General features: G+C 65.9%; 25 protein-coding genes and 1 pseudogene. 16 read left to right on the top strand and 10 right to left on the bottom strand.

Annotated elements, in window-relative coordinates; genetic code table 11:
* Window positions 1-115: 115 nt before the first annotated feature.
* The 3 genes from CWO91_RS09850 to CWO91_RS09840 are packed head-to-tail and all read right to left on the bottom strand — an operon-like array spanning window position 116 to window position 3855.
* Entirely contained in the window at window positions 116-1699 is a 1584-nt protein-coding gene (locus CWO91_RS09850) for an acyl-CoA synthetase (protein ID WP_283810943.1), read from the bottom strand.
* A complete protein-coding gene (locus CWO91_RS09845; RefSeq protein ID WP_130213292.1) occupies window positions 1663-2847 on the bottom strand; it encodes an ABC transporter substrate-binding protein in 1185 nt (394 codons plus the stop codon). The genes CWO91_RS09850 and CWO91_RS09845 overlap by 37 nt, the downstream gene beginning before the upstream one ends.
* A gap of 33 nt (window positions 2848-2880) precedes the next feature.
* The gene (locus CWO91_RS09840; RefSeq protein WP_130213291.1) at window positions 2881-3855 is read right to left on the bottom strand and encodes an NAD(P)H-dependent flavin oxidoreductase; all 975 of its coding nucleotides are present in this window, start codon (window positions 3853-3855) and stop codon (window positions 2881-2883) included.
* A 177-nt stretch (window positions 3856-4032) separates the two neighbouring features.
* Between CWO91_RS09840 and CWO91_RS09835 the strand changes: the two genes are divergently transcribed.
* Complete coding sequence (locus CWO91_RS09835) at window positions 4033-4920, top strand: LysR family transcriptional regulator (RefSeq protein WP_130213290.1); 888 nt, start codon at window positions 4033-4035, stop codon at window positions 4918-4920.
* Here the strand turns inward: CWO91_RS09835 and CWO91_RS09830 are convergent.
* A complete protein-coding gene (locus tag CWO91_RS09830; RefSeq protein WP_130213289.1) occupies window positions 4917-5570 on the bottom strand; it encodes a DNA-3-methyladenine glycosylase family protein in 654 nt (217 codons plus the stop codon). The genes CWO91_RS09835 and CWO91_RS09830 overlap by 4 nt on opposite strands.
* Window positions 5571-5749: 179 nt before the next feature.
* Here CWO91_RS09830 and gluQRS point away from each other — a divergent pair, with 179 nt between their 5' ends.
* Window positions 5750-6619, top strand: a complete 870-nt coding sequence (gene gluQRS, locus CWO91_RS09825; RefSeq protein ID WP_130213288.1) for a tRNA glutamyl-Q(34) synthetase GluQRS — start codon at window positions 5750-5752, stop codon at window positions 6617-6619.
* Between the two features lie 90 nt (window positions 6620-6709).
* Window positions 6710-7984, top strand: a complete 1275-nt coding sequence (locus CWO91_RS09820) for an ATP-binding protein (protein WP_130213287.1) — start codon at window positions 6710-6712, stop codon at window positions 7982-7984.
* Here the strand turns inward: CWO91_RS09820 and CWO91_RS09815 are convergent.
* Window positions 7911-8804: a YihY/virulence factor BrkB family protein gene (locus CWO91_RS09815; RefSeq protein ID WP_130213286.1), complete on the bottom strand. Its 894-nt coding sequence runs from the start codon at window positions 8802-8804 to the stop codon at window positions 7911-7913. The two genes, CWO91_RS09820 and CWO91_RS09815, sit on opposite strands and share 74 nt — an antisense overlap.
* 510 nt (window positions 8805-9314) lie before the next feature.
* Here CWO91_RS09815 and CWO91_RS09810 point away from each other — a divergent pair.
* From CWO91_RS09810 to CWO91_RS09785, 6 genes are all read left to right on the top strand, one after another.
* On the top strand, window positions 9315-9509 hold the full coding sequence (locus CWO91_RS09810) for a twin transmembrane helix small protein (RefSeq protein WP_130213285.1): 195 nt from the start codon (window positions 9315-9317) through the stop codon (window positions 9507-9509).
* Window positions 9510-10082, top strand: a complete 573-nt coding sequence (locus CWO91_RS09805; protein WP_130213284.1) for a cob(I)yrinic acid a,c-diamide adenosyltransferase — start codon at window positions 9510-9512, stop codon at window positions 10080-10082.
* A 125-nt stretch (window positions 10083-10207) separates the two neighbouring features.
* Entirely contained in the window at window positions 10208-10957 is a 750-nt protein-coding gene (locus tag CWO91_RS09800) for an electron transfer flavoprotein subunit beta/FixA family protein (protein WP_130213283.1), read from the top strand.
* A complete protein-coding gene (locus CWO91_RS09795; RefSeq protein ID WP_130213282.1) occupies window positions 10957-11901 on the top strand; it encodes an electron transfer flavoprotein subunit alpha/FixB family protein in 945 nt (314 codons plus the stop codon). Before CWO91_RS09800 ends, CWO91_RS09795 begins: the two co-directional genes overlap by 1 nt.
* Window positions 11902-12091: 190 nt before the next feature.
* Window positions 12092-12973 (top strand): 3-hydroxybutyryl-CoA dehydrogenase, encoded by an 882-nt coding sequence (locus CWO91_RS09790; RefSeq protein ID WP_130213281.1) that lies wholly within the window; start codon window positions 12092-12094, stop codon window positions 12971-12973.
* 203 nt (window positions 12974-13176) lie between these two features.
* On the top strand, window positions 13177-13371 hold the full coding sequence (locus CWO91_RS09785; protein ID WP_130213280.1) for a putative motility protein: 195 nt from the start codon (window positions 13177-13179) through the stop codon (window positions 13369-13371).
* 4 nt (window positions 13372-13375) lie between these two features.
* On the opposite strand, the gene tlpA is transcribed toward CWO91_RS09785, so the two are convergent.
* On the bottom strand, window positions 13376-14041 hold the full coding sequence (tlpA, locus tag CWO91_RS09780) for a thiol:disulfide interchange protein TlpA (protein ID WP_130213279.1): 666 nt from the start codon (window positions 14039-14041) through the stop codon (window positions 13376-13378).
* A gap of 101 nt (window positions 14042-14142) precedes the next feature.
* Between tlpA and argH the strand changes: the two genes are divergently transcribed.
* The 3 genes from argH (at window position 14143) to lysA (ending at window position 17210) form a co-directional block, all read left to right on the top strand.
* Window positions 14143-15540 (top strand): argininosuccinate lyase, encoded by a 1398-nt coding sequence (argH, locus tag CWO91_RS09775; RefSeq protein ID WP_130213278.1) that lies wholly within the window; start codon window positions 14143-14145, stop codon window positions 15538-15540.
* A gap of 93 nt (window positions 15541-15633) precedes the next feature.
* Complete coding sequence (gene lptM / locus CWO91_RS09770; RefSeq protein WP_130213277.1) at window positions 15634-15921, top strand: LPS translocon maturation chaperone LptM; 288 nt, start codon at window positions 15634-15636, stop codon at window positions 15919-15921.
* A 23-nt stretch (window positions 15922-15944) separates the two neighbouring features.
* Entirely contained in the window at window positions 15945-17210 is a 1266-nt protein-coding gene (gene lysA / locus CWO91_RS09765; RefSeq protein ID WP_130213276.1) for a diaminopimelate decarboxylase, read from the top strand.
* A gap of 88 nt (window positions 17211-17298) precedes the next feature.
* Here the strand turns inward: lysA and CWO91_RS09760 are convergent, their stop codons facing one another.
* Window positions 17299-18204 carry an NAD(P)-dependent oxidoreductase gene (locus CWO91_RS09760; RefSeq protein WP_130213275.1) on the bottom strand — a complete coding sequence of 302 codons (906 nt, stop codon included), beginning with the start codon at window positions 18202-18204 and terminating at the stop codon, window positions 17299-17301.
* A 251-nt stretch (window positions 18205-18455) separates the two neighbouring features.
* The gene (locus CWO91_RS09755) at window positions 18456-18839 is read right to left on the bottom strand and encodes a carboxymuconolactone decarboxylase family protein (protein WP_028134137.1); all 384 of its coding nucleotides are present in this window, start codon (window positions 18837-18839) and stop codon (window positions 18456-18458) included.
* 169 nt (window positions 18840-19008) lie between these two features.
* On the opposite strand from CWO91_RS09755, the gene CWO91_RS09750 reads away from it, so the two are divergent.
* Both CWO91_RS09750 and CWO91_RS09745 read left to right on the top strand, forming a co-directional pair.
* Complete coding sequence (locus tag CWO91_RS09750) at window positions 19009-20979, top strand: TIGR02302 family protein (protein ID WP_130213274.1); 1971 nt, start codon at window positions 19009-19011, stop codon at window positions 20977-20979.
* The gene (locus CWO91_RS09745; protein ID WP_130213273.1) at window positions 20967-22109 is read left to right on the top strand and encodes a DUF4175 family protein; all 1143 of its coding nucleotides are present in this window, start codon (window positions 20967-20969) and stop codon (window positions 22107-22109) included. Before CWO91_RS09750 ends, CWO91_RS09745 begins: the two co-directional genes overlap by 13 nt.
* A gap of 213 nt (window positions 22110-22322) precedes the next feature.
* On the opposite strand, the gene CWO91_RS09740 is transcribed toward CWO91_RS09745, so the two are convergent.
* Together CWO91_RS09740 and CWO91_RS09735 are read right to left on the bottom strand one after the other, a co-directional pair.
* Complete coding sequence (locus tag CWO91_RS09740; protein WP_025033579.1) at window positions 22323-22697, bottom strand: response regulator; 375 nt, start codon at window positions 22695-22697, stop codon at window positions 22323-22325.
* Window positions 22698-22737: 40 nt separating this feature from the next.
* A pseudogene (locus CWO91_RS09735) lies at window positions 22738-23615 on the bottom strand (MJ0042-type zinc finger domain-containing protein).
* A gap of 191 nt (window positions 23616-23806) precedes the next feature.
* Here CWO91_RS09735 and ftsE point away from each other — a divergent pair.
* Window positions 23807-24466, top strand: a complete 660-nt coding sequence (gene ftsE, locus CWO91_RS09730; protein WP_020508614.1) for a cell division ATP-binding protein FtsE — start codon at window positions 23807-23809, stop codon at window positions 24464-24466.
* On the top strand, window positions 24459-25427 hold the full coding sequence (locus tag CWO91_RS09725; RefSeq protein ID WP_130213272.1) for a cell division protein FtsX: 969 nt from the start codon (window positions 24459-24461) through the stop codon (window positions 25425-25427). Before ftsE ends, CWO91_RS09725 begins: the two co-directional genes overlap by 8 nt.
* Window positions 25428-25520: the final 93 nt, after the last annotated feature.

Raw genomic sequence — 25520 nt, 5'->3', positions numbered from 1 at the left:
TCTGATCGAAACTATACGGTTTCGCAGGCCGCCAAAAGCCGAGGACCCGAGCAATGCCAGCATATGGCCCTGCTCGGACGGAATATGCCGGACGATCCTTCAGCCCTGGATTCGGCTAAGATCCGCCCGGACTCCGCTCCGCCCAATAGGGATCGCGCAGCTTGCGCTTGAAAATCTTTCCGGTCGCCTCGCGCGGCAGAGCGTCCAGGAATTGGACCTCCTTCGGCACCTTGAAGTTGGCCAGCCGCTCGCGGAGAAAGGCCTGTACCGCGGCGGCCGAGAGTTGCGCGCCTATCTCGGGCTCAATGCAGGCGCAGAGCCGCTCGCCATATTCCGCGTCCGGAATGCCGAACACGGCGCAATCGCGCACGCCGGGCATCGCGATCAGCACGTTCTCGATCTCGGCGGGATAGATGTTGACGCCGCCGGAGATCACCATGTCGCGCTTGCGGTCGCACAGGAACAGATAGCCGTCCGGGTCGAGATAGCCGACGTCGCCGACGCTGACGAGTCCGTCCCGGCCTGCCTCCGCCCGTGCCTGCGCCTTGCCGTGATAGTCGAAATCAGGCACCGCGGTCTGGCGCATGTAGATCTCGCCGACCTCGTTGACACCGCAGACGCTGCCGTCCTCGCGGAAGATACTGACGATGCCGCCCTCGATGGCGCGGCCGACCGTGCCGGGCTTCTTCAGCGCTTCCTCCGCCGAGTGCCACACCGGGATGCCGGTCTCGGTGGAGCCGAAATATTCGTTGATGACGGGCCCCCACCAATCGATCATGGCCCGCTTGACCTCGGGCGGGCAGGGCGCGGCGCCGTGGACGACGAAACGCAGCGACGAGAGATCGTAGCGCTGCCGGACCGCCTCGGGCAGGCGCAGCAGGCGGACGAACATGGTCGGCACCATGTGGATATGCGTCACGCGGTGACGCTCGATCAGCGCCAGCAGCTCTTCGGCGTCGAACCGCGGCTGCAGGATAATCGTGCAACCGTTCCGGAACGCCATCATGCCGTAGGAATGCGGCGCCGAGTGATACATCGGCCCATTGATCAGCACGACCTGATTGTCCCGCGGCTTGATGCCGTAGGCGATCGCGCCGACGCGTTCGGAGGCGGCCGCCTGCTCCGGCTGCATCGGCATGCGCCGCACGCCCTTCGGCATGCCGGTGGTCCCCGAGGTGTAGATCATCGCGGCGGCGCGGCGCGGCGGCTCCCGTGATTCCGGGTGAGTGTCGCGCCAGCGGTCCCAATCGGTCAGACCTGCCGGGACCGCCGCCAGCTCGGGGGGAATGGCGAAGGTCGCTGCGAGCTCGGGCGGCGTCGCGACGACGAGGAGGCGGACATCCGCCGGCACGCCGCCGCGGATCTGCGGCAGCAGATCGGCATGGCAGACCAGGATCTTGGCCCCGCTATCGGTCAGGATGTAGCGGACCTCCTCGGCCTTCAGGTGCCAATTGATCGGCACCACCGGACTGCCGAGCGCAGCGGAGGCCGCAACCACCTCGAACAGGGCGAAATCGTTGCGCAGCATCATGGCGACCGGTGCGGCCTCGGCAAGACCCATGGTGCGGAATCCGCTCATCGCCCGCCTGACGCGGGCCTGGATGTCGTCATAGCCGATCCGGCGTTCGCCGCTGATGATCATGGCGTGTCCTCCCGTTCGACCTAGCGATCGTCCAGCACGTCGCCGAAGCCGACCCAGCTCTTGCCGTTGAAGCGGCGGAGCTGAAGCTGCTGGAACGGCAGATAGTCGTCCGGGCCGGTCGAGACCGACATGCCGGGGAGCAGCAGCGGCAGCTTCACCTCCTTCAGCGAGGCCGCCTGACGCATGATGTTGTCGCGGCTGACATCGTTCTTGCAGGCCCGGAGCACCGTCATCAGCAGCGTCGCATAGTGATAGCCGGCCGCGTAATTGGAGTTGGAGAGGTCCGCGGTCGGCATGTATTGCTTCATGAAGGCGAAGTATTCCTTCACACCGGGATCGCTGGCCCATTGCGGGTCCATCGTGTCCTTCTGATTACTCGACGAGATCAGGCCGACCGCGTTGTCGAGCCCGGCCGGCTCCAGGAACGAGATCGAGGAGGCGGAGGTCGGCACGAAGAACAGATCGGGCTTCCAGCCGATCTCGGCGACGCCCTTGATCATCTGCGAGGTGAACTTGCCGAGCACCACGCCGAACAGCACGTTGGCACCCGAGGCCTTCAGGGTCGACAGCTGCGAACTGATCGTCGGCGCGCTGGTCTCGTAGCTTTGCTCCGCGACGATCATGCCGGCGGCCTTGTCGCCGAGCGCGCGCTTGAAACCGGCGACGTAGTCGCGGCCGAAATCGTCGTTCTGGGATAGAATCGCGATCTTCGCGTCGGGCTTGGTGCGCAGCACGTGCTTGGCATAGACCACGCCCTCGGACTCGTAGGCCGCCATGCCGGGCATGGTCCACGGATATTTCTGCGGATCGGCCCATTTGGTGGCACCGGAGAGCACGAACAGCTGCGGCACCTTCTTGCCGTTGAGATAGCGCTGCACGGCGCTGTTGGTGGCGGTGCCGAGCGAGCCGAACATCATCAGCACCTCGTCCTGCTCCACCAGCTTGCGGGTCTGCTCAACCGTCTTCGGCGGCGAGTAGGCGTCGTCCAGCGTGATGAACTTGACCTTGCGGCCGTTGATGCCGCCTTCGGCATTGATCTTCTCGAAGAAGGCTTCCTGCGTCCGTCCGATCGCGCCGAAGCCGGATGCCGGACCGCTATACGGGAGGGTTTGCCCGATGCGGATCTCGTCGCTGCCTTCGGCATGAGCGCTGCCGGCGGCAAGCGTCAGCAACGACATGCCAATCAGAGCGGCTGCCAGCTTCATGATGTCCTCCCGTATGATTGTCAGTCCGAAACGTCAGGCGCTGGCGCGCAGCAGGAAATCCCGTCGCGCCTGATCGAATTCCGCCTTCATCCGGTCGACCAGCTCGGCGACTTCAGGCGCATCGGTGATCTGGCCTATGCCCTGACCCGATCCCCAGATGTCGCGCCAGGCCTTGGACTTCATGTTGCCGCCGGAGCCGAAATTCATCTTCGTCTTGTCGGCGATCGGCAGATTGTCCGGATCGAGTCCGGCGGCGGCGATCGAAGGGCCGAGATAGTTGCCGTGCACGCCGGTGAACAGGTTGGTGTAGACGATGTCGTGGGCGGCATGCTGCGTCAGCGCGGACTTGTAGGCTTCCTCGGCGTTGGCTTCCTTCGTCGCGATGAAGCGCGTGCCCATATAGGCGAGATCGGCGCCGAGCGTCAGGGCGGAGGCGATGGCGAAGCCGTCGCTGATTGCGCCCGACAGCAGGATCGTGCCTTTGAACCATTGCTTGACTTCACGCACCAGCGCGAAAGGCGAAAGCGTTCCGGCATGTCCACCTGCGCCGGCGCAGACCAGGATGAGGCCATCGACGCCTTGCTCTGCGGCCTTGCGCGCGTGCTTGACGTTGATGACGTCGTGGAACACGAGGCCGCCATAGGAATGCGCGGCCTCGACGATCTCCGACGGCGGTCGCAACGAGGTGATGATGATGGGTACGCGGTGCTTCACGCACGTCTCCATGTCCTTCATCAGCCGGTCGTTGGAGGCGTGGCAGATCTGGTTGACCGCGTAGGGCGCGACCTTCTTGCCCGGATGGAGCGATTTGTATTCGCCAAGCTCGTTCTCGATGCGGCTCAGCCACTCGTCGAGCTTCTCGACCGGACGGGCGTTGAGCGCCGGAAACGAGCCGACGACACCGGCCTTGCATTGGGCGATCGCCAGCTCGGGCCCGGAGACGATGAAGAGCGGCGAGCCGACCACTGGCAGCGCGAGCGAATCCTTCAAGAGTGCGGGCAGCGCCATGATGTCCTCCCGAAACGCCGACCGCCGGCGGGCGGATGACGAGGCGTTTCCCTGTTGATTGTCGCGGGCGGGTTTGCCGCCCGTGGCTTATTTGCCCTCCATTATAAGGCTTGGACTGCGGGCTCCCATCGTTCAATATTGAACAGACTGCTATCCAAATATGAACAGGGGCTGCCGGTGGACTGGGACCTTTGCAAGACCTTCGTCGCGGTCGCTGATACCGGCAGCTTCACCGCGGCCGCCCGAAGGCTGCATACCAGCCATCCGACCGTCAGCCGCAAGATCGCGGCGCTGGAAGCCCAGCTGGGCACCAGATTGGTGGCGCGCGCCGCCGACGGCTTGGCGCTGACGGCAGATGGGCGGACACTGCGCGAGCATGCTGAGGCGATGGCTGCGGCGGCGCTGCGGGCGGAGAAGGCCCTCTCGGCGGGAGGGCATGAGGCGCGCGGCACCGTCAAGCTGTCGATCGGTGCGACGCTGGCCTCGCATTGGCTGATGCCGCGCCTACCTGCCTTCCTGCGCGCGCACGATCACATCCAGCTCGAGATCATCACCCACCCGTTTCCGGCGAGCGTGCGCCGGCGCGAGGCGGACGTGGTGTTGCGGCCTGTCGACAGCGGCGAGGAAAACCTGGTCGGCCGCAAGATCGGCCGTCTCGGCACGGGGTTCTATGCCTCGCACGACTATGCAGCCGGGCGTTCCTTGCCGGAACGGCGCGGCGAGTGGAAGGGGCACAGCGTCATCGGCTTCGCAGATCAGGCGTCCAATGCGCAGCTTGCGCGCTGGAGCAACGTCGTCACCCGGCAGGCCAGGGTGGTGATGCGCTGCTCGTCGCAGGGCGACATGCTGGCGGCGGTCCGCGCCGGGATCGGAATCTCCGCGCTGTCGTGCTTCGTCGCCGGAACCTATTCCGATCTCGTGCGCGTCGCCCCGCAGAAGCTCGCCAGCGTTGCGGACCTGTGGCTGCTGGCGCATCCCGACCTCGTCGAGCTTCCCGCGGTGCGCGCCGTGGTCGACTTCGTCGCCGAATGCGCCCGGGCCGATCGCGCGATGCTGCGGGGCTAGCCCGATCCAGCCAGCACGCCCTCGCGCTTCTTCACCGCGCGATAGTAGCTCCACCACAGATGCGCCGCCGCGCCGCGCAGCGGACGCCAGGGTTCGGCGAGCGGCGCCATCTGCTTCTCCGTCGGCCGCGTCTTCAGGCCGAGACCAAGCTTGATCCCCTCCTGCACGGCGAGGTCGCCGGCCGGCCAGGCGTCGCCATGGCCCAGGCAAAACAGCAGATAGACGTCGGCAGTCCAGGGGCCGATGCCGGGCAGCGAGATCAGCGTGTGATGCGCGGCGTCGGCATCCTCTTCGGCGAGCACTTCGAGGTTCAGCCGTTGCGCCGTGATCTCGCGCGCAAGGTGTTTCAGCGTCTTGATCTTGGCGGCGGACAGGCCGAGTCGCCCCAGCCGGTCGGTGCGGGCGCGGCGGACCGCCTCATGGTCGAACGGATCGAAGGCGGCGGCCAGCCGCCCCCAGATCGCCGCCGCGCTCGCCGTCGAGAGCTGCTGCCCGCACACGATATGGGCAAGCCCCACAAAACCCGGCTCGCGCCGCCGCAAGGCGGGCATGCCGGCGATTTCCAGCACGGGCTTGAGGCGCGGATCGCGCTTGATCAGCGCATGGACGGCCTCTTCGAGATCGGACTGGGATTCGAGGTGGATGGTCATTACTTGCTCAACTCGTCATGCGCGGGCTTGCCGTCTCTGCTAGAGCTACGCTGGCCCAATACCGTAAAGTCCGCCGAAGCCTTCGGCCTAGGCGGGACCCGCGCATCCATCTCCTCACAAGAGTCCTGGAAGATGGATTGCCGGGTCAAGCCCGGCAATGACGAATACACCGAGAACTCATGCCACCCGTTTTCCGATTTGCCCCGAGCCCAAACGGCTTCCTGCATCTCGGCCACGCCTATTCCGCGCTGCTGAACTTCGAACGTGCACGCGAGACCGGCGGGCGGCTATTGCTGCGGATCGAGGACATCGACGCGACGCGCTGCCGACCGGACTATGAGACGGCGATCTACGAGGATCTCGCCTGGCTCGGAATCTCCTGGGAGACACCGGCGCGGCGACAGTCCGAGCATCTTGCCGACTATCGTGCCGCGCTGGAAAAGCTCTCTGCGCTCGGTCTCGTCTATCCCGCCTTCGAAAGCCGCGCCGAGATCGCAAAGCTCATAGCCGCGCGCGAGGTGGATGGGCCATGGCCACGCGATCCCGATGGCGCGCCACTTTATCCCGGCGACGCCAAGTCGCTGCCGGCCGGCGAGCGCAAGCGGCTGATGAGATCCGGTGTGCCTTACGCGCTGCGGCTCGACATGGCGGCTGCCTGTCGGCGCGTCGCCGGCCTAACTTGGAACGAACTCGGCGCAGGGCCCGATGGCGAGCGCGGCATCGTGTCGGCGCGACCGGAAGCCTGGGGCGACGTGATCCTCGCCCGCAAGGAGACGCCGACCAGCTACCATCTCTCCGTGGTGGTCGACGACGCCCTCCAGGGCGTCAGCGAGATCGTGCGGGGCCAGGACCTGTTTCACTCCACATCGGTACACCGCCTGCTGCAGGTCCTGCTTGGCCTGGCGGAACCGGCTTATCGCCACCACGCTCTGATCCGCGACGGCGAGGGGCGGAAGCTGTCGAAATCGAGCCGCTCGACCGGCCTGCGGGAATTGCGCGCCGCCGGCGCCACACCGGCCGGCATCCGCCGATCGGTGGGATTAGGTTAAGTTTCTCTGGGGGTTAGCCAAACGCCGCCGTGACTCCGGGTGTTCCGCCGTGCCATGCTTGCCCGAGAGCCCGGGGTTCGAAGGGGATCTATGGCGGCGAAAACGCGCCCAATGCGCACCACGCGAACGTCCAGGCGACCGCCTCGGAAGCGGTCCGGGGCGGCCGGCCGGTTGCGTAAGCGCAGCACCAAGGTGGTCGCGCCTGACGTGGTCCAGGCCGCGCTCGCCGCCTTTGCCCATGAGGTCCGCACCCCCCTGACCGGTATTCTGGCGATCAGCGACCTGCTCGCGACCTCCGATCTCGGCGAGCGGGAGCGGCGCTGGGCCGACACCATCAAGGCCGGCGCCGAACATCTGGCGAGCCTTGCAACCCTGTTTGTGGACGCTGCCCGGACAGGAAAGGGGGGAAGCACGCTGCGGCAGGACCTGTTCGATCTCAGGACGCTTGCCCGCAGCGCCGGCGATTCGCTGGCCGGCCGCGCCGCGGCCAAGGGTCTTCAGGCCCAGGTCGACATCTCCGAGAAGTTGCCGGGACTGGTGGTCGGCGATCCCGTCCGCCTGCGCGCTGCGCTCGAAAACCTGATCGACAATGCCGTGAAATTCACCGATCAGGGCGGCGTGGCGCTTGCGGTGGCGCCCTGGCGCCCCGTCAAGGACGAGCGCAAAGGCAAGGCCAAGGATAAGGATAAGGGCAGGGTCGGCATCGCCTTCGCGGTGTCCGACAGCGGCATCGGCCTTACCATGGCCGAAATCAAGCGGCTGTTCCGCCCGTTCACTCAGGCCAATGTCACCATTGCCTCGCGCTTCGGCGGCGCCGGTCTGGGTCTATCCTCGGTGAAGCAGCTGGCGCGCGCGATGGGCGGCGACATCACGGTCGCTCCGCGCCGCGGCGGCGGCGCCACGTTCACGCTGACGGTGTCGCTGGATGCGGCGGGATCGGGCAAATCGCGCAAAGGAAAGAACGGTAGCGAGCCCGAGGCGGTGGCTGCCCTCCGCGTGCTGAGCGTCGAGGACAATCCGTTCGGCCGCGTGGTGCTCAACACCATTTTGACCGAGCTCGGCCATCATGCCGAGTTCATCGGTCGCGGCGAGGATGCGGTCGGTCGGCTGGCGCAAGGAGGGTTCGACGCGGTGCTGATGGACATGGTGCTGCCGGGCATCGACGGCGTCGAGGCCATCAGGCGGATCCGCACGCTGCCGACGCCGCTGGCTCAGATCCCCATCATCGGCGTTTCCGGTCGCGGCGAGGACGAGGCAGCTTCGCGCGAGGCCGGTGCCGACGCCTTCCTGGTCAAGCCTGTGTCTCCGCGGGCTTTAGCGACTGCGCTGCTTGAAGCGACACGCCGTGAGGCAGCCGCGACTTGATGATCGCGGCGTTGAGTTCGCCGCCGTAGACGAAAATCGCGGCGATGAAATACAGAAACACCAGCGCGATGATCACCGAGGCCAGCCCCGCATACATCGTCACGTAGTTATTGGCGAAGCGCGCCAGATATTGGCCGAACACGATGCTCGAGATCAGCGACGCCACGATGGTGAAGACGATGCCGGGCAGGATCTGGAGGAAACTGCGGCGTCCCGCTGGCAGCCAAGCGTGCAGGATGAGCAGCGCCACCACCAGCGCGCTGACGGTGATGCCATAGCGTAGCCAGGTGAGAATGCTTTCGTTTGACTCGACGAACAACGGAATGTGGCGCCGTGCCGCCTCGATGATCAGCGGACCGAGCACGATCAGGAATGCCATGGCGAGTGCGGTGAAGGCTGCAATCAACGTGTAGGCAATCGATTCCAGCCGCAGCCAGTACCAGCGCCGCATCTCCACCACCGCATAGGCGCGGTTGAGCGCGACGCGGAGTGCCTCGACGCCGTTGGAGGCGAAATAGACCGACAGCGCCGCGCCGATGGTCAGGATACCGGTGCGGGTCGTAGTCAGCACGTCGTGGACCTCGCCAGAGATCGAATCGGCGACCTGCTTGGGCCAGACCTGGAGCATCAGGCTGGCGGCCTGATCGGCGAGTTCCTTGGAGCCGAAGAAGCCGGCGAGCGAGGTCAGCACGATCAGGAACGGGAACAGCGCCATCAGCGTCGACAGCGCGATGTGGCTCGCGATCGCCCAGCCATCGTCAGCGAGGAACGTGTAGAACGCGTCCATCACGACGACGTAGATGTAGCGGATCGCTTTCATGCGCGACCTGTATTGGCTGTCGACTCACTCCTACGCTCGCAGCGTCGTTCGCCTCGCCCCGCTTGCGGGGAGAAGCCGACGCGCGTGGCAGCGCAATGGCGCGCCAGAGCGCGGCGGGTGAGGGGAAGCCTCCGCAAGGATGGTGAGAGTGGGATTCGCGGAGAGCCGCCCTCACCCGAAGTCGATCTGCGATCGAATTCGACCTCTCCCCGCAAGCGGGGCGAGGTAAAAGGCGGCTGCATCAAATCCAAGATCATCGAGCTAGCTTCTGATATTATTGGCCTAAAAGCCAGATCGCGCAGGCGATAGCCTGTCCCTCTCCGGCGTCATTCCGGGGCGCGCGCAGCGCGAGCCCGGAATCCATTTAGCCGCAGCGCACCTGGAGCGATGGATTCCGGGCTCGATGCTCCGGGCCGCGCGTCGCGCGGTCCCGTCGCATTGCCCCGGAATGACGCCGGTGGCTGCCGCGGCACCATGGCGCATCGGCAACCACGGTGTTATCTACCCCTAATGGCATCTATCTTGAGTACTTTCATCCTGCCGATCGCGGTCGGCGCCGTGGCGCTCGTGTTGCTGCTCGGGCTCATCAATATGATGCGCGGCGGCTCGCCCAATATCTCGCAGAAGCTGATGCGCTGGCGCGTGCTGCTTCAGTTTGTGGCGATCATCCTTGCCATGCTCGCAGTCTGGGCCATGGGGCGCTAAATGGTCACGTTGAACCGCATCTACACGAAAACCGGTGACGACGGCACGACGGCGCTCGGCTCGGGCGAGCGTCGTCCGAAATACGATCTGCGCATCGAGGCCTATGGCACCGTGGACGAGACCAATGCCGCGATCGGCGTGGTGCGGCTCCACACCTCGGATGTGCCCGAGCTCGACGCGATGCTTGGCCGTATCCAGAACGATCTGTTCGATCTCGGCGCCGATCTTGCGGTGCCCGAGCGTGAAGGCAAAGCGGAGCGGCTGCGGGTGGTCGAGAGCCAGGTCGAGCGGCTCGAGCGCGACATCGACGCACTCAACGACAAGCTCGCGCCGCTGACTTCCTTCGTGCTGCCGGGCGGCACGCCGGCCGCGGCCCATCTCCATGTCGCGCGCACAATATGCCGCAGGGCGGAACGGGTGATGGTGAAACTGGCTGCTCAGCCCGGCGAGCCGGTCAGCGCGGCTGGCATCCAATATATGAACCGCCTGTCGGACTTCCTGTTCGTGGCCAGCCGAACCGCTAACGGGAATGGCGCCGGCGACGTGCTCTGGGTTCCCGGCCAGAACCGCTGACCCATTGAGCGGGCGCATTTCTAAGGTCTAAAATTTGGCTCGTTCGCGCGTTGACCGGGCCTGATCAGGCCTTTAGGTTCCGCGCCAGTTGATACCCCCCTCCCAAATTGAGTGAAAGAGGATCGATGAAGGTCTTAGTGCCGGTAAAGCGGGTGGTCGATTACAACGTCAAAGTCCGCGTCAAGAGCGATGGATCGGGCGTTGAACTCGCCAACGTCAAAATGTCCATGAACCCGTTCGATGAAATCGCAGTCGAGGAAGCGCTCCGCCTGAAGGAAGGCGGCAAGGCGACCGAGGTCGTGGTGGTCTCGATCGGACCGGCGCAGGCGTCGGAGACGATCCGCACCGGTCTTGCCATGGGCGCTGACCGCGGCATCCTGGTGAAGGCCGAGGGCAATGTCGAGCCGCTCGCGGTCGCCAAGATCCTGAAGAAGGTTGCTGAAGAAGAGCAGCCGGGCCTGATCATCCTCGGCAAGCAGGCGATCGACGACGACTCCAATCAGACCGGCCAGATGCTGGCCGCGCTGCTCGGCTGGTCGCAGGCGACCTTCGCCTCCAAGCTCGAGGTTGAAGGTTCTGACTTCAAGGTCACGCGCGAAGTCGACGGCGGTCTCCAGACCGTGAAGCTGAAGGGACCGGCGATCGTCACCACCGATCTGCGTCTCAACGAGCCGCGCTATGCCTCGCTGCCCAACATCATGAAGGCCAAGAAGAAGCCGATCGCGGACAAGACCGTCGCCGATTACGGCGTCGACGTCGCCGCGCGTCTCGAGATTCTCAAGACGACGGAGCCGGCGGGCCGCAAGGCGGGCGTCAAGGTCAAGGACGTCGCCGAGCTGGTGTCGAAACTCAAGAACGAAGCCGGGGTGCTCTGATGACGACGCTTCTGATTGCCGAACACGACAATGCTTCGTTGAAGGACGCGACCAACAAGGCCCTGACCGCGGCTGCCGCGCTCGGCGCGGACGTCGAGGTGCTGGTGGCCGGCCAGAACGCCAAGGCCGCGGCGGATGCCGCCGCCAAACTTGCCGGCGTCAAGAAGGTGCTGCTCGCCGATGGCGACCTCTACGCGCACGATCTCGCCGAGCCGCTGGCCGCGCTGGTCGTCTCGCTGGCGTCTAGCTATGACGCGATCGTCGCGCCCGCGACCTCGCGCTTCAAGAACGTGATGCCGCGTGTCGCAGCCCTGCTCGACGTCATGCAGGTCTCGGAGATCATCAAGGTGGTCGCGCCCGACACCTTCGAGCGTCCGATCTATGCCGGCAACGCCATCCAGACGGTGAAGTCGAAGGACGCCAAGAAGGTCATCACGGTGCGGACCTCCACCTTCGCCGCAGCAGGTGAAGGCGGCAGTGCGCCGGTCGAGAACGTGGCGGCGGCCGCCGATCCGGGCCTGTCATCGTTCATCGGCGAGGAGGTCGCCAAGAGCGACCGTCCCGAGCTGACCTCGGCCAAGATCATCGTCTCCGGCGGCCGCGCCATGCAGAGCCGGGAAAACTTCGCCAAGTACATCGAGCCGCTCGCGGACAAGCTCGGCGCCGGCGTCGGTGCCTCGCGCGCGGCGGTCGACGCCGGCTATGCGCCGAACGACTGGCAGGTCGGCCAGACCGGCAAGGTCGTGGCCCCCGAGCTTTACGTCGCCGTCGGCATTTCCGGCGCGATCCAGCATCTGGCCGGCATGAAGGACTCCAAGGTGATCGTCGCGATCAACAAGGACGAGGATGCGCCGATCTTCCAGGTTGCCGATTACGGCCTGGTGGCCGATCTCTACCAGGCGGTTCCGGAGCTGACGGCCGAACTCGGCAAGCTCGGCAAGTAAAACGAGCCAAAAACACCGGCCGGAGCTATAAACTCCGGCCGGTGTTGCTTTTTTGAGGCGTTTTCTTTGGCGTGGGGCCGCCTTCGAAGCGATCCAATCTAGGTTTCGAGCCAAGGTTCTGATTAAATCGGACTCCCGGCTCAAGGGGATAGGCAGGCGCGACATGCGCGCCGTTCCGGTGGATGACATTATGGCGGCAGTGATCAAGAAGGTCGGCGTGATCGGCGCGGGTCAGATGGGCAACGGCATCGCGCATGTCGCGGCGCTGGCCGGCCTCGACGTGGTGCTCAATGACGTCTCGGCCGACCGCCTCAAGTCGGGCATGGCCACCATCAATGGCAATCTGGCGCGGCAGGTCTCCAAGAAGGTCGTCACCGAGGACGACAAGGCCAAGGCGATGGCGCGGATCAAGCTTGCCGAGAAGCTGGACGACCTCGCCGACTGCGATCTCGTGATCGAGACCGCGGTCGAGAAGGAAGAGGTCAAGCGCAAGATCTTCCACGAGCTCTGCGCCGTGTTGAAGCCGGAGGCGATCGTCGCCTCCGATACGTCGTCGATCTCGATCACCCGGCTCGCCGCCGCCACCGACCGGCCGGAGCGCTTCATCGGCATTCACTTCATGAACCCGGTGCCGCTGATGGAGCTGGTGGAGCTGATCCGCGGCATCGCCACCGACGATGCGACCTTCGAGGCGTCCAAGGAATTCGTCGCCAGGCTCGGCAAGCAGGTCGCGGTCTCCGAGGATTTCCCGGCCTTCATCGTCAATCGCATCCTGCTGCCAATGATCAACGAGGCGATCTACACGCTGTACGAAGGCGTTGGCAACGTCGAGGCGATCGATGCCGCGATGAAGCTCGGCGCGCACCATCCGATGGGCCCGTTGGAGCTCGCCGATTTCATCGGGCTCGACACCTGCCTCTCCATCATGCAGGTGCTGCACGAGGGGCTGGCCGACTCCAAGTACCGTCCGTGCCCGCTGCTGGTGAAATACGTCGAGGCCGGCTGGCTCGGCCGCAAGACCCAGCGCGGCTTCTACGACTATCGCGGCGCCAAGCCGGTTCCGACAAGGTAAGGCAATGGTGCCCCGGACGCTGCGCAGCGCTTCTTCAGCGATGCGCTGCAGAGCCGGGGCCCAGAAGCGTGCACACTAAGGTGTGGGTCCCGGCTCTGCGGCGCGTCACTTCGTGCCGCACCTTGTCCGGGACACGAGACTTCTCCGCTCACCTCTCGTTAACCCCTCGCGCCTAGGTTACGGCCGGTAAGAGGGTTCGCGTAATGGACATGATGGCGATGGTCAGCACCATGCTGGCCGCTCAGCAAGGCGCGCTGCAATCGAATATCGCGGCGACGCTGACCAGGCAGAACATGGACATGGAGAAATCCACCGTCCTGACGCTGCTGGGCGCCGGTCAGCCCTCGCTCGCCAATGTCGGCCCCGGCGTCGGCGGCAATCTGAACGTGACGGCCTGAAATCTTAAAGCGACGCGGCGGCCTTGCCCGTCGCGGCGCGGATCAGCTTGAGCGCATCCTCGCTCGCCCATTCCGCCGGCCCCGCGATCGTCGCGATCTCGCAGCCTTGCGGGTCGACCAGCACCGAAGTCGGCATCCCCAGCGCCCGGCCTATCGCCTTAAGATCTTGAAAAACCTTGGCTTTATGGTCGTTGAAATAGCCGAGCCGGGTCAGATTGGCCTCTTTCAGGAAGGTCTTGGGCTTCTCCGGGTCGCGGGTGTCGATATTGATCGCCACCACCTCGAAATCCGGGCCCGACAGCTTGCCCTGAAGCTCGTCCAGCGCCGGCATCTCCTTGCGGCAGGGCACGCACCAGGTGGCCCAGAGGTTCACCAGCAGCGTCTTGCCGCGGAAATCGGACAGTTTCTTCGGCTTGCCGTCGGCGTCCTCGAAGGCGAGGTCGGGCAGCTTCAACGGAGCGCTCGCCATGGTCAGCGCCGCCACCTCGCCGTGGGCGAGCGGCGCGATTTTCTGCGCGGTCGCCACCGCGGACCGGCAGGACGGATCGCCCGACGGCGCTCGGCTCAGGCCCAGCCCGTACAGCGCGGCGAAACCGGCCAGACCCCCGATCGCCACGGTGGCGATGACGAGGGGGATCCGGCGCGTGGCGGAGGGCGACTTGTCGAGCATATCGTTTGTCATCCGGTCGCAGATATGGCTATCAGGGGCCTCTTAATACGGCTGGCGGCGGCCAGCAAACGTGCGGCAAATCAAGGCGTGAGCAGGGGATCATGAGCAACAAGATGTGGGGCGGCCGGTTCTCGGAACGTCCCGACGAGATCATGGAAGAGATCAACGTCTCCATCGACGTTGATCGTCACCTCTTCGCCCAGGACATTGCCGCGTCCAAGGCCCACGCCGCGATGCTCGCCAGCCAGGGCATCATCACGGCCTCTGATGCGAAAAATATCGGCAAGGGTCTAGACACGATTTTGTCAGAGATCGGCAAGGGCGGCTTCGCGTTCAAGCGCGCACTCGAGGACATTCACATGAATGTCGAGAGCCGCCTGTCCGAGCTGATCGGCCCCGCCGCCGGAAGGCTGCACACGGCACGCTCGCGCAACGACCAGGTCGCGACCGATTTTCGCCTGTTCGTCCGCGACGTCATCGATGAGACCGATGCGGCGCTCGCCGTGTTCCAGCAGGTGCTGGTGGAGCGTGCGCTGGAGCACGCCGCGACCGTGATGCCCGGCTTCACGCATCTGCAGACCGCGCAGCCCGTCACCTTCGGCCACCACCTGCTTGCCTATGTCGAGATGGCCGCGCGCGACCGCGGCCGCTTCCAGGACGCGCGCAAGCGGCTGAACGAATCCCCGCTGGGCGCGGCCGCGCTCGCCGGCACCTCGTTTCCGATCGACCGCCACGCCACCGCGAAGGCGCTCCTCTTCGACCGGCCGATGGCGAACTCGCTCGATGCGGTGTCCGACCGTGACTTCGTGCTGGAGACACTGTCGGCGGCCTCGATCTGCGCCGTGCACATGTCGCGCTTTGCAGAGGAGATCGTGATCTGGACCTCGCCGCTGGTGGGCCTGATCCGGCTCAGCGACAAGTTCACCACCGGCTCGTCGATCATGCCGCAGAAGCGCAACCCGGATGCCGCCGAGCTCGTGCGCGCCAAGACCGGCCGCGTCATCGGCGCGCTCAACGGGCTTCTGATCGTGATGAAGGGCCTTCCGCTCGCCTATCAAAAGGACATGCAGGAGGACAAGCAGGGCGCGATGGAGGGGTTTGCCGCGCTGTCGCTGGCGATCCGCGCCATGACCGGCATGGTCCGCGACCTCGTGCCCGATGAAGCGAAGATGAAGGCGGCCGCCGGCGAGGGTTACGCTACCGCGACCGATCTCGCCGACTGGCTGGTGCGGACGCTGAAGATGCCGTTCCGCGAAGCCCACCACGTCACCGGCCGGATCGTGGCCAAGGCCGCCGAAGGCGGCGTCGCGCTGCACGAGCTGCCGCTGAAGGAGATGCAGGCGATCGAGCCGAAGATCACCAAGGACGTGCTCGGCGTGCTCTCGGTCGAATCGTCGGTAAAGAGCCGGACCAGCTTCGGCGGCACTGCGCCGAAGAACGTGGCGTCGCAGGCCAAGGCTTGGGCGAAGCGGCTGCAAAAAGAGCGAAAATCGGGCTGAGGGCAAAATTTCGCTGATGTTTCATGGTCATCCGGCTCTCGCCAGAGCGCGCCAATCTCTGTATGGTGCGCGCCGCGTAGTGGGGATTTCGTCGTGACGTCAAAGTTTCGCCCGGCCGGCTCGGGGTGGGCCATCATTGTCCTTAGCGTGACGGCGCTGGCGCTCGCCGGCTGCGGCCGCAAGGGCCCGCTGGATCTGCCGCCGACGGCCTCCAATGCACCCAACGGCGCGGCGCCGACCGACACCGAGACCGAAGCCCAGAGGACGCCGAGCGTGTTCAATCCCACCTACGGGGTGGATGCCGCGCCCGCGGCGGCCAAGGGCAGGAAGAAACCGTTTATTCTCGACCCGCTCCTGGACGAACCTCCCGGCAAGCAATAAGCCGGGACAACCGAGCCTGCGCCATGAACCATTTCGACTATCGCAACGGCGTGCTGCACGCCGAGGCGGTGAACCTGTCCGAGCTGGCCGCAACCGTCGGCACGCCGTTCTATTGCTACTCGACCGCAACCCTGGAGCGGCACTACCGCGTCTTCACGGATGCCTTCGCCGGCGAGAAGGTGCTGGTCTGCTACGCCATGAAGGCGAACTCCAACCAGTCGGTGCTGCGCACGCTGGCCAAGTTAGGCGCCGGCGCCGACGTCGTCTCCGGCGGCGAGTTGAAGCGTGCGCTGGCCGCGGGCATCCCAGCGGCTAAGATCCTGTTCTCCGGCGTCGGCAAGACCGAAGACGAGCTGCGCGCCGCGCTGGCCGCGGACATCCTCTGTCTCAACGTCGAATCCGAGCCCGAGCTCGAGCTGTTGTCGCGGCTTGCGACCGAGATGGGCAAGACCGCGCGGATCTCCGTGCGTGTCAATCCGGACGTCGATGCTGGCACGCACGCAAAAATCTCCACCGGCAAGTCCGAGAACAAGTTCGGCATTCCAATCGCCCATGCCCGCGAGGTCTATGCCCGCGCCGCGAAGCTGCCGGGGATCGAGGTCACGGGCACCGATGTCCATATCGGCAGCCAGATCACCGACCTCTCCAAGATGGAGACCGCATTCCGGATCCTCTCCGAATTCGTGCAGACGCTGCGCGCCGACGGCCACAACATCAGCCATGTCGATTTCGGCGGCGGCCTCGGCATTCCCTATTACATGGACCGCGAGGCGCCGCCGGCGCCCGATGCCTACGCCGCCATGGTCAAGCGCGTCAGCCACAATCTCGGCTGCACGCTGATGTTCGAGCCGGGGCGCATGATCGTCGGCAACGCCGGCATCCTGGTCACCAAGGTCATCTACGTGAAGCACGGCGACGGCAAGAATTTCGTGATCATCGACGCCGCCATGAATGATTTGATCCGCCCGACGCTGTACGAGGCGCATCACGACATCCTGCCGGTGACGCAGCCCGCCAAGGGCGCTGCCACCATCATGGCCGATGTCGTCGGTCCGGTCTGCGAGACCGGCGACTACCTCGCGCTCGACCGCACGCTGCCGACGCCGCAGCCGGGCGACCTGCTCGCCATCATGACCGCCGGCGCCTATGGCGCGGTACAGGCCGGCACCTATAACACGCGGCCGCTGGTGCCCGAGGTGCTGGTGAAGGGCGACCAATACGCTGTGGTGCGCCCGCGCATCGAGGTCGAGCAGCTGATCGCGATGGACACGCCGGCGCCGTGGCTGTGAGGCGGTGAGGGTGCCACAAACTCAGTGTCGTCCCGGCCCCCGCGCGCAATTGCGCACTAGGCCGGGACGACGAGGAGAGTGTGGGGCGCTACTTCCCCGCCAACCCGCCCTTCGCTCCGACCACCACCCCCGCCTTCCGCTCGATCGGCTTGATGGCCGCGGTGAAATCGGATTCTGCGCCTTCGGCGCTGATCACCGTCTCCCACAACCGTCCGACCGCATCCGCGACTTCCATCGACAGGCCGAGCTGCTTCATCTCCTCCAGCGCCAGCCGCACGTCCTTCACCATCAATCCAGTGGCGAAGCCGAAATCGAACGTGCGCGGCAGCACCGAGCGCGGAAACTTGTCGCGGCTCGCGGTGTTCATGCCGGAGCCCGCATTGATGACGTCGATCATCACCGCCGGATCGAGCCCCGCCTTGACGCCCATCACCACGGCTTCCGACGTCGCCACGATCGCGGTGGCCGAGAGGAAATTGTTGGCGAGCTTCATGGTCTGCGCCGCGCCCGGCTTCTCGCCGATGAAGAACACTTTTCCGATCACGTCGAGCGCGGGCTTCAGAAGTTCGAACTCCGCCTTCGGCCCCGAGACCATCACCGCCAGCGTGCCTTTCTCGGCGCCGCCGACTCCGCCGGACACGGGGCAGTCGATCTGCACGATGTCGCGTTTGGCCAAGAGGCCGTGGATCTTCGCAGCCATCGCCGAGCCGATGGTGGAGAGATCGATGAAGCGTTTCGCGCGCTTGCCTTCGATCACGCCATTCGCGCCCGTCGCGACCTCGAGCGAAGCCTGTAGCGAGGGCAGGCTCGCCATCACGGTTTCGACCTGGTCGGCGACGTCCTTCGGCGATGTCGCTGGCGTGGCGCCGCGCGCCACCAGCTTTTCGACGACCTCCTTGCGCATGTCGAACACGACGAGCTTGTGTCCCGCCTCGATCAGTCGCCGTGTCATCGGGAAGCCCATGTTTCCAAGCCCGATGAATCCGATGTCCATGGTGTTTCCTTGTGGTTGTTGTTCGTTGTTGTGAAAGATGCGCACTCCACCCTCGGTATCGTCCCGGACCAGCGCGCCTTAAGCGCGCGCCGATCCGGGACCCATAACCACAGGCAGGAATTGTTGCGCGAAAGCGGTAACTCCGAGTCCCCGCAACCACATCGGCCTGTGGCTATGGGTCGGCCTGTGGCTATGGGTCCCGAATCTGCGCTTACGCTTGTCCGGGACGACGGCGGAGGGCGGCTTGCCGCTCACGCTTTCCCATCGATCTCCGCAAACACCTCGCGCGCGATGCGGAAACTGTCGACGGCGGCCGGCATGCCGCCATAGATCGCGACCTGCATCAGGATCTCGCGGATCTCCTCGCGGGTGACGCCGTTGGTCAGCGCGCCCTTCAGATGTGCGCGGAATTCGTGCTGGCGGTTGAGGATCGCGATCATCGCGATGTTGAGCATGCTGCGGGTCTTGCGCGGCAGTTCCTCGCGGCCCCACACCGTGCCCCAGCAATATTCGTTGAGCATTTCCTGGAACGGACGGTTGAAATCGTCGACGTTCTTGAGGGCATTGTTGACATAGGCCTCGCCCAGCACCGCTTTGCGGACTTCCAGGCCCTTGTCGTGCATCTTCTTGTCCATGGCGTTTCCTTCGTTTTCCTCGGGATGGCGCCGCGGAAATTACGGGGTCGAGCCGGGCCAGTCACGTCCTCGTGTTATGCGGGAAAAGGGGTGTCTCCCGTCCAGGAACGGATGCCTCAGTGCTGCCGTTGTGATAGGCTTCTCTCTACCGGGCAACCTGGAGAGCTGATTGAACGGCGTCACCCCCGACCCGTCAGACCCGATCCGCGATGGGGACGCTCTGTCGCGGCTGAAGCTGGCGCAGGCCCTCGATCGGGCCATTTATGCCATCGCGTGGGAGCGTGCCTGGCCGAACCTGGCGCGGCTTCTGACCGTCGTCGGCCTGTTCCTGGTGGTGTCCTGGGCCGGCCTCTGGCTGTCCGTGCCGTTCGTCGCCCGCGCCATTGGTCTCGTCATTTTCGCCGGCATCGCGATTGCCGCCCTGTTCCCGTTGATTCGCTTCCGCTGGCCGAGCCGTGAGGAGGCGCTGAGCCGGCTCGATCGTGGCTCCGGCATCCGTCACCGCCCGGCCACCACGCTCACGGACACGCTGACCTCGCAGGACCCGGTTGCCAAGGCGCTGTGGCAGGCCCAGCGCGAGCGCACGCTGGCCTCACTCAAGCGCATCCGCGCCGGTCTGCCGCATCCGCGGCTCGCGCTCCACGATCCCTGGGCGCTGCGCGCGCTCGTCATGGTGATGCTGGTTGCGACCTTCTTCGCTGCCGGCGACGAGCGTGCGATGCGGCTTGGGGCCGCCTTCGACTGGAACGGCGTGCTGGCTCCGACCAATGTTCGGGTCGATGCCTGGGTGACGCCGCCGCTCTACACCGGCAAGCCGCCGATCATCCTGTCGGCCGCCAACAAGGAAGCCGCAGCACTGCCTGCCAGCGGCCCGCTTGCCGTTCCCGCGGGCTCGACCCTGATCGTACGTTCCTCCGGCGGCAGCCTGGATGTCGCGGTCTCCGGCGGCCTCAAGGAGGTCGCCCCCACGGAAGCCGCGCCCAAGGGCACCAACGAAAAGCACTTCGCCATCGCCGCCGACGGCACCGCGCATGTCCGCGCGCCCTCCGGCCAGCCGCAATGGGCCTTCGCGGCAACCCCGGACCGTCCGCCGACGATCGCGCTCGCCAAGGACCCCGAGCGCCAGGCGCGCGGCGCGCTCCAGCTCTCCTACAAGATCGAGGACGATTACGGCGTCACCGGCGCCGACGCGCACATTGCGCTGCGCCCCGCCGACACCAGGGATAACGTCAAGGACGCCGGCAAGAATGGCGCCAAAGAGAACAGCAAGGACGCCGACGCCAAGGGCGCGGCGCGGCCGCTGTTCCAGCCGCCGCAATTCCCGCTGGTGCTGCCGAACGCGCGCACCCGTAACGGCGTCGGCCAGACGGTGAAGGACCTCAGCGAGGATCCCTATGCCGGCGCCGACGTCACGCTGACGCTCACCGCCAAGGACGAGGCCGGCAACGAGGCACGCAGCGAGCCCTTCAACATGCGTCTGCCCGAGCGTCTGTTCACGAACTCGCTCGCGCGCGCGCTGATCGAGCAGCGCCGCATCCTCGCGCTCGACGCCAACAGGAATTCCGAGGTCTACACCGCGCTCGACGCGCTGATGATCGCGCCCGAATTGTTCACGCCGGATGCCGGCTGCTATCTCGGCCTCCGCAATCTGGCGTCCCAGCTCGAGGCGGCCCGCACCGACGACGCGCTGCGCGAGGTGGTGGCGAGCATGTGGGCGTTCGCGGTCACCATCGAGGACGACGGCGTCGCCGGCAGCGTCAACGCGGCGCTGCGCTCGGCGCAGGACGCACTCAAGGCGGCGCTGGAACGCGGCGCCAGCGAGGACGAGATCAGGGTACTGACGCAAAAGCTCCGCGAGGCCATGGCCGGCAAGGTGCGCGACCTCGCCCGGCGCGCCGAGCAAAATCCGCTCGGACCGCGGCAGCCGTTCCCCGCGGAGGTCCAGCTCATCCTCGACAAGGCCGTCGAGTTGCGACAGAAGACCCAGCATGCGACGCCCGAGCAGCTCGAGGAGCTGGCGCAGCAGCAGGACGCACTTCGCCAGCAGCTTCAGGCCTATCGGAAATCGGCGAGCAACCGGGCCAAGGCGGGCAACGACGGGGCCAACCAGTTTACGCGAGACCGGAAATGCGGAAGCTAGCACGCGTGCCAGTCTTCAAGGCGATGTCGATCGCCTGCCTCGCCTTCCTGTTGGGCGGCGTCTCGCCGGTCGCGGCCCAGCTGGATCAGGATCCCGATGCGCTGCTCGACAGCGCCGAGAAGGCCATGCAGGATTCCGGCGACAGCCTCAGGCAGAAGGAATCCGGGAAGAGCCTGAACAACCAGTCCGACGCCATCCAGAAGCTCGAGGAATACAAGCGGGCAACGGAACGGAGCCAATCCTCCAGCCGTGATCGCAACGTCATCACGCAACGCGATCTCGACGACCTCCTGAGGCAGATCGAGAAGGCGGCGCGCGAAGGCAATCGCGAGGCGGCCCAGCGCATGCTCGAGCAGCTCGCGCAGATCATGGAAAATCTCCAGATGGCGCAGCCCGGGCAATCCGGCGACAGCGACATGGAGCAGGCGCTCAACGAGCTCAGCGACATGATCCGCAAGCAGCAGCAATTGCGCGACAAGACGTTCAAGCAGGGCCAGGATTCCCGGCGCGAACGCTCGCGCGGCAAGCAGCAGGGCGACCAGTCGATGTCGGACCTTCAGCAGGACCAGCAGGCGCTGCGCGACCGCCTGAAGAAGTTGCAGGACGAGCTCGCCAAGCGCGGCCTCGCGCAGAAGGGACAAAAGGGTCAGAAGCAGCAAGGGCAGAAGGGGCAGCAGGGTGAGCCCGGCCAGAATGGCGATCAGGACGGCGACCAGGGCGATGACGACAGCAGTCTGGACGATGCCGACGGGGCCATGGGCGATGCCGGATCGAAGCTCGGCGAGGGCAATGCCGACGGCGCCGTGGATTCGCAGGGTAAGGCCCTCGAGGCCTTGCGCAAGGGCGCGCAGAAGATGGCCGAGGCGATGCAGCAGGGCGATGGCGACGGGCAGGGCGATGGTCCCGGCAATAGGGCCGGCCGTCAGCAGAGCGGCGCCAATCAGACCGATCCGCTGGGCCGCCCGCTTCACGGCCGTGATCTGAGCGACGACTACACCGTCAAGATTCCCGGCGAGATCGACGCCCAGCGTGTCCGCCGCATCCTCGAAGAGCTCCGCCGACGCTTAGGCGATACCTCGCGTCCGCAGATCGAGCTCGACTATCTCGAGCGCCTGCTGAAGGATTTTTGAGCGGTCGGTGAGTTAGCCTCCGGGACGTCCAACAATTCTCGGTGTCGTCCCGGCGAAGGCCGGGACCCATAGCCACAGGGTTGGGTTTGGCGAAGACTCGGAGTTACCCATTCGCGCTACGACCACTCCCTGGGAGTATGGGTCCCGGCCTTCGCCGGGACGACGCCGTGGATGCGGACGGAGCTTGCGTTACAGCCGCGGCTTGAACTGCCGCTACCCCTTCTTCGCCGCCAGCGCGTCCGCCACCGCGGTGCGGATGTCGGCGACCGAGAACGGCTTGGTCACGACGTCGTGCACCAGCGCGTTGAGGTTCGAGGCGCGCTCGCGCTGGTCGGCAAAGCCGGTCATCAGCAGGATGGTCAGGTCGGGGAAATCGCGCGCAGCGGAGAGGGCCAGTGCGATGCCGTCCATGACAGGCATCTGGATATCGGTGAGCAGCAGGTCGAACGCGCCGTCCTCGCGGGTCAGGATCTCCAGCGCCTCGGCGCCGTCCTGCGCGGTGACGGTCTCGTGGCCGTCCATGGCGATGGCGCGCGCCACCAGCGTGCGCATCGAATCCTCGTCGTCGGCGATCAGGATTTTCGGCATGAGAGCAAACCTTGGGACCAACTCCCGCTTGCGAGGCTGATTATACGCTGCCGCCGGCAATGTCGCGGCGGTTGAAGAAGCGAACGTCGATATTGCGGCCCTCGGGCGGCGGCGAGGCCAGGCGCGAGCGGAAGAAGGCGCGCTCGCCGGGCCGCAGCAGGGTCTGCTCCAGCACCGTGTTCCAGGCGTAGATCTCGGCGCCCTGCGCGTCGCGCACGGCGAAGCGCAGGCGCGGGATGTCGAGCGGCTTCTTGCCTTCGCCGACGATCACGCCCTCGATCACCAGCACCTGCTTACCGTCGACGGTTTCGCTGGACAGCTTGACGTCCTTGAAGGCCAGTCCGCGCAGATTAACCTCGATCCCGACCATCTTGTAGAACGCCGCCGTCTGCGGCAGCAGCCGCACCATGTCGCCGCGCCAGATCACCAGCGCCAGGACGAGCGCGCCCATGGCGGCGCAGGCGGTCGGCAGGCCGAAATAGGATTTTCGCGGCGCCGTGGCGGCGGCCGGGCGGCTGACCCTCGCGCCGCGGCGACGGAACAGGCCGCGGAACCAGGACTGATGCTGCGCGCCGGCGACGTCCTCCTCGGCGCCCGGGCCGCCGCTGACCACTCGTCCTCGATCTCCTTGGTGTCCTCGCTCGGCCAGTCGCTGGCGATCGAGGGGCTTTCGACCATCGGGGTGTCGGCCGCGCTGTCGTCCTTGGCGTAGGAGTTCCACTGCTCGGCGAGGTCGGACTGGTCCTCGGCCTGGCTGGCCGCGGCCATGGCCGGGACGGACGCCTCCTCGATGGCATCCTCAGCATGGGCGACCCACGTCTCCTTGCAACGGGAGCAGCGCACCGTTCGGCCGTTCGCGCCCAAGCTCGCGGGCTTGATGGCGTAGGATGTCGTACAATGGGGGCAGACGATATGCATGGACGAGCCTTGATGCATGAACGAGGACTTGGACTGGTCTTGACGATGCCACGGTCGCGGAGAACCGGGCGGCCCTTATGCTACCGGGCGAGCGTTAACGAACCGGAAACCATAACGGTCGCAAAACCCGTTAATCGCGTATGGCGGGGCACAGCCGTGCGGCCCGCGCCCCCTCTCGAACGGAGCTGAGCTTGGTTCGGTTCGAAAATGTCGGATTGCGTTACGGTCTGGGGCCGGAGATCTTGCGCGACCTCAGTTTCCAGATCCCGGCGCATTCGTTTCAGTTTCTCACCGGACCGTCCGGTGCCGGCAAGACCTCGTTGTTGCGCCTGTTGTTCCTGTCGCATCGGCCGACGCGGGGCCTGGTCAATCTGTTCGGCCACGATATCTCGCGGCTCGGCAAGGACGAGATCGCCGACCTGCGCAAGCGCATCGGCATCGTGCTCCAGGATTTCCGCCTGCTCGACCACATGACGACCTATGAGAATGTCGCGCTGCCGTTCCGCGTCATGGGCCGTAGCGAGTCGAGCTATCGCAAGGAGGTCATCGATCTCCTGCGCTGGGTCGGCCTCGGCGACCGCATGGATGCGCTGCCGCCGATCCTGTCCGGCGGCGAGAAGCAACGCGCGGCGATCGCGCGCGCGGTGATCTCGCGCCCGCAACTGCTGCTCGCGGACGAGCCGACCGGCAGCGTCGACCCGACGCTCGGCCGCCGCCTGCTGCGGCTCTTCATCGAGCTCAACAAATCAGGCACGGCCGTCATCATCGCGACTCACGACATCGGCCTGATGGACCAGTACGAGGCGCGGCGCCTGGTGCTGCATCAGGGACGGCTGCACGTCTATGAGTAGGACCGACGAGCGCGGCGTGCTGGTCGACCTCGGGCAGGAGCGTCCGCAGCTTCCGGCCAAGGCACGCAATATGTCGCCGATCGTGCCGCGTGCCTCGATCCACGGCCGCGCGCTGGTCGCCGTCGTCGCCATCATGACCTTCCTCGCCTCGATGACAACAGGCACGGTGCTGCTGGTCAGCGCTTCCGCCGCCGAATGGCAGTCGGAGGTCGCCAGCGAAATCACCATCCAGGTCCGTCCGCTGGCCGGCCGCGATCTCGAACGCGACACCGCGGCGGTGACGGAGGCGATGCGCGCGCAAGCCGGCATCGTCGAGGTCAAGCCGTTCACCAAGGATGAAAGCGGAAAGCTGCTCGAGCCCTGGCTCGGCACGGGCCTGTCGATGGACGATCTGCCGGTACCGCGCATGATCATCGCGCGCGTGCAACCGGGCACGCCGCTCGATCTCGGCGCCCTGCGCGCACGCGTCACCCAGGTGGCGCCGAGCGCGAGTGTCGATGATCACCGTGCCTGGATCGAGCGTATGCGCTCGATGACCAATGCCACCGTCCTCGCCGGCATCGGCATCCTCGCGCTGGTCATCATCGCCACCATCATCTCGGTGTCGTTTGCGACCCGCGGCGCCATGGCGGCGAACCGCCCGATCGTCGAGGTCCTGCATTTCGTCGGCGCCGGCGACCGTTACATCGCCAACCGCTTCCTGCGCCATTTCCTCAGGCTCGGCCTGGAGGGCGGCGTGATCGGTGGCGGCGCCGCCATGCTGGTGTTCGGCTTCTCCGAGTCGATCGCCGGCTGGTTCTCCGGCACCCCCGTCGGCGACCAGTTCGCCGCGCTACTCGGCACCTTCTCGCTACGGCCATCCGGCTACATCGTGCTCGCGGTCCAGGCGGTGCTGATCGGCGCCATCACCGCGGTCGCGTCACGCCAGACACTGTTCGCGACCCTGAACGATGTCGATTGAGATTTCTTCGCCTCTCCCCGCTTGCGGGGAGAGGCCGGAATGCGCGCTGAAGGCGCGGATTCCGGGTGAGGGGGACTCTCCGCGAGTCCAACT

It is taken from the genome of Bradyrhizobium genosp. SA-3, assembly GCF_004212635.1.
Lineage (GTDB): Bacteria > Pseudomonadota > Alphaproteobacteria > Rhizobiales > Xanthobacteraceae > Bradyrhizobium.
The sequence above is the reverse complement of the archived record's forward strand: the minus strand, read 5'-3'. Positions and strand labels throughout refer to the sequence as shown.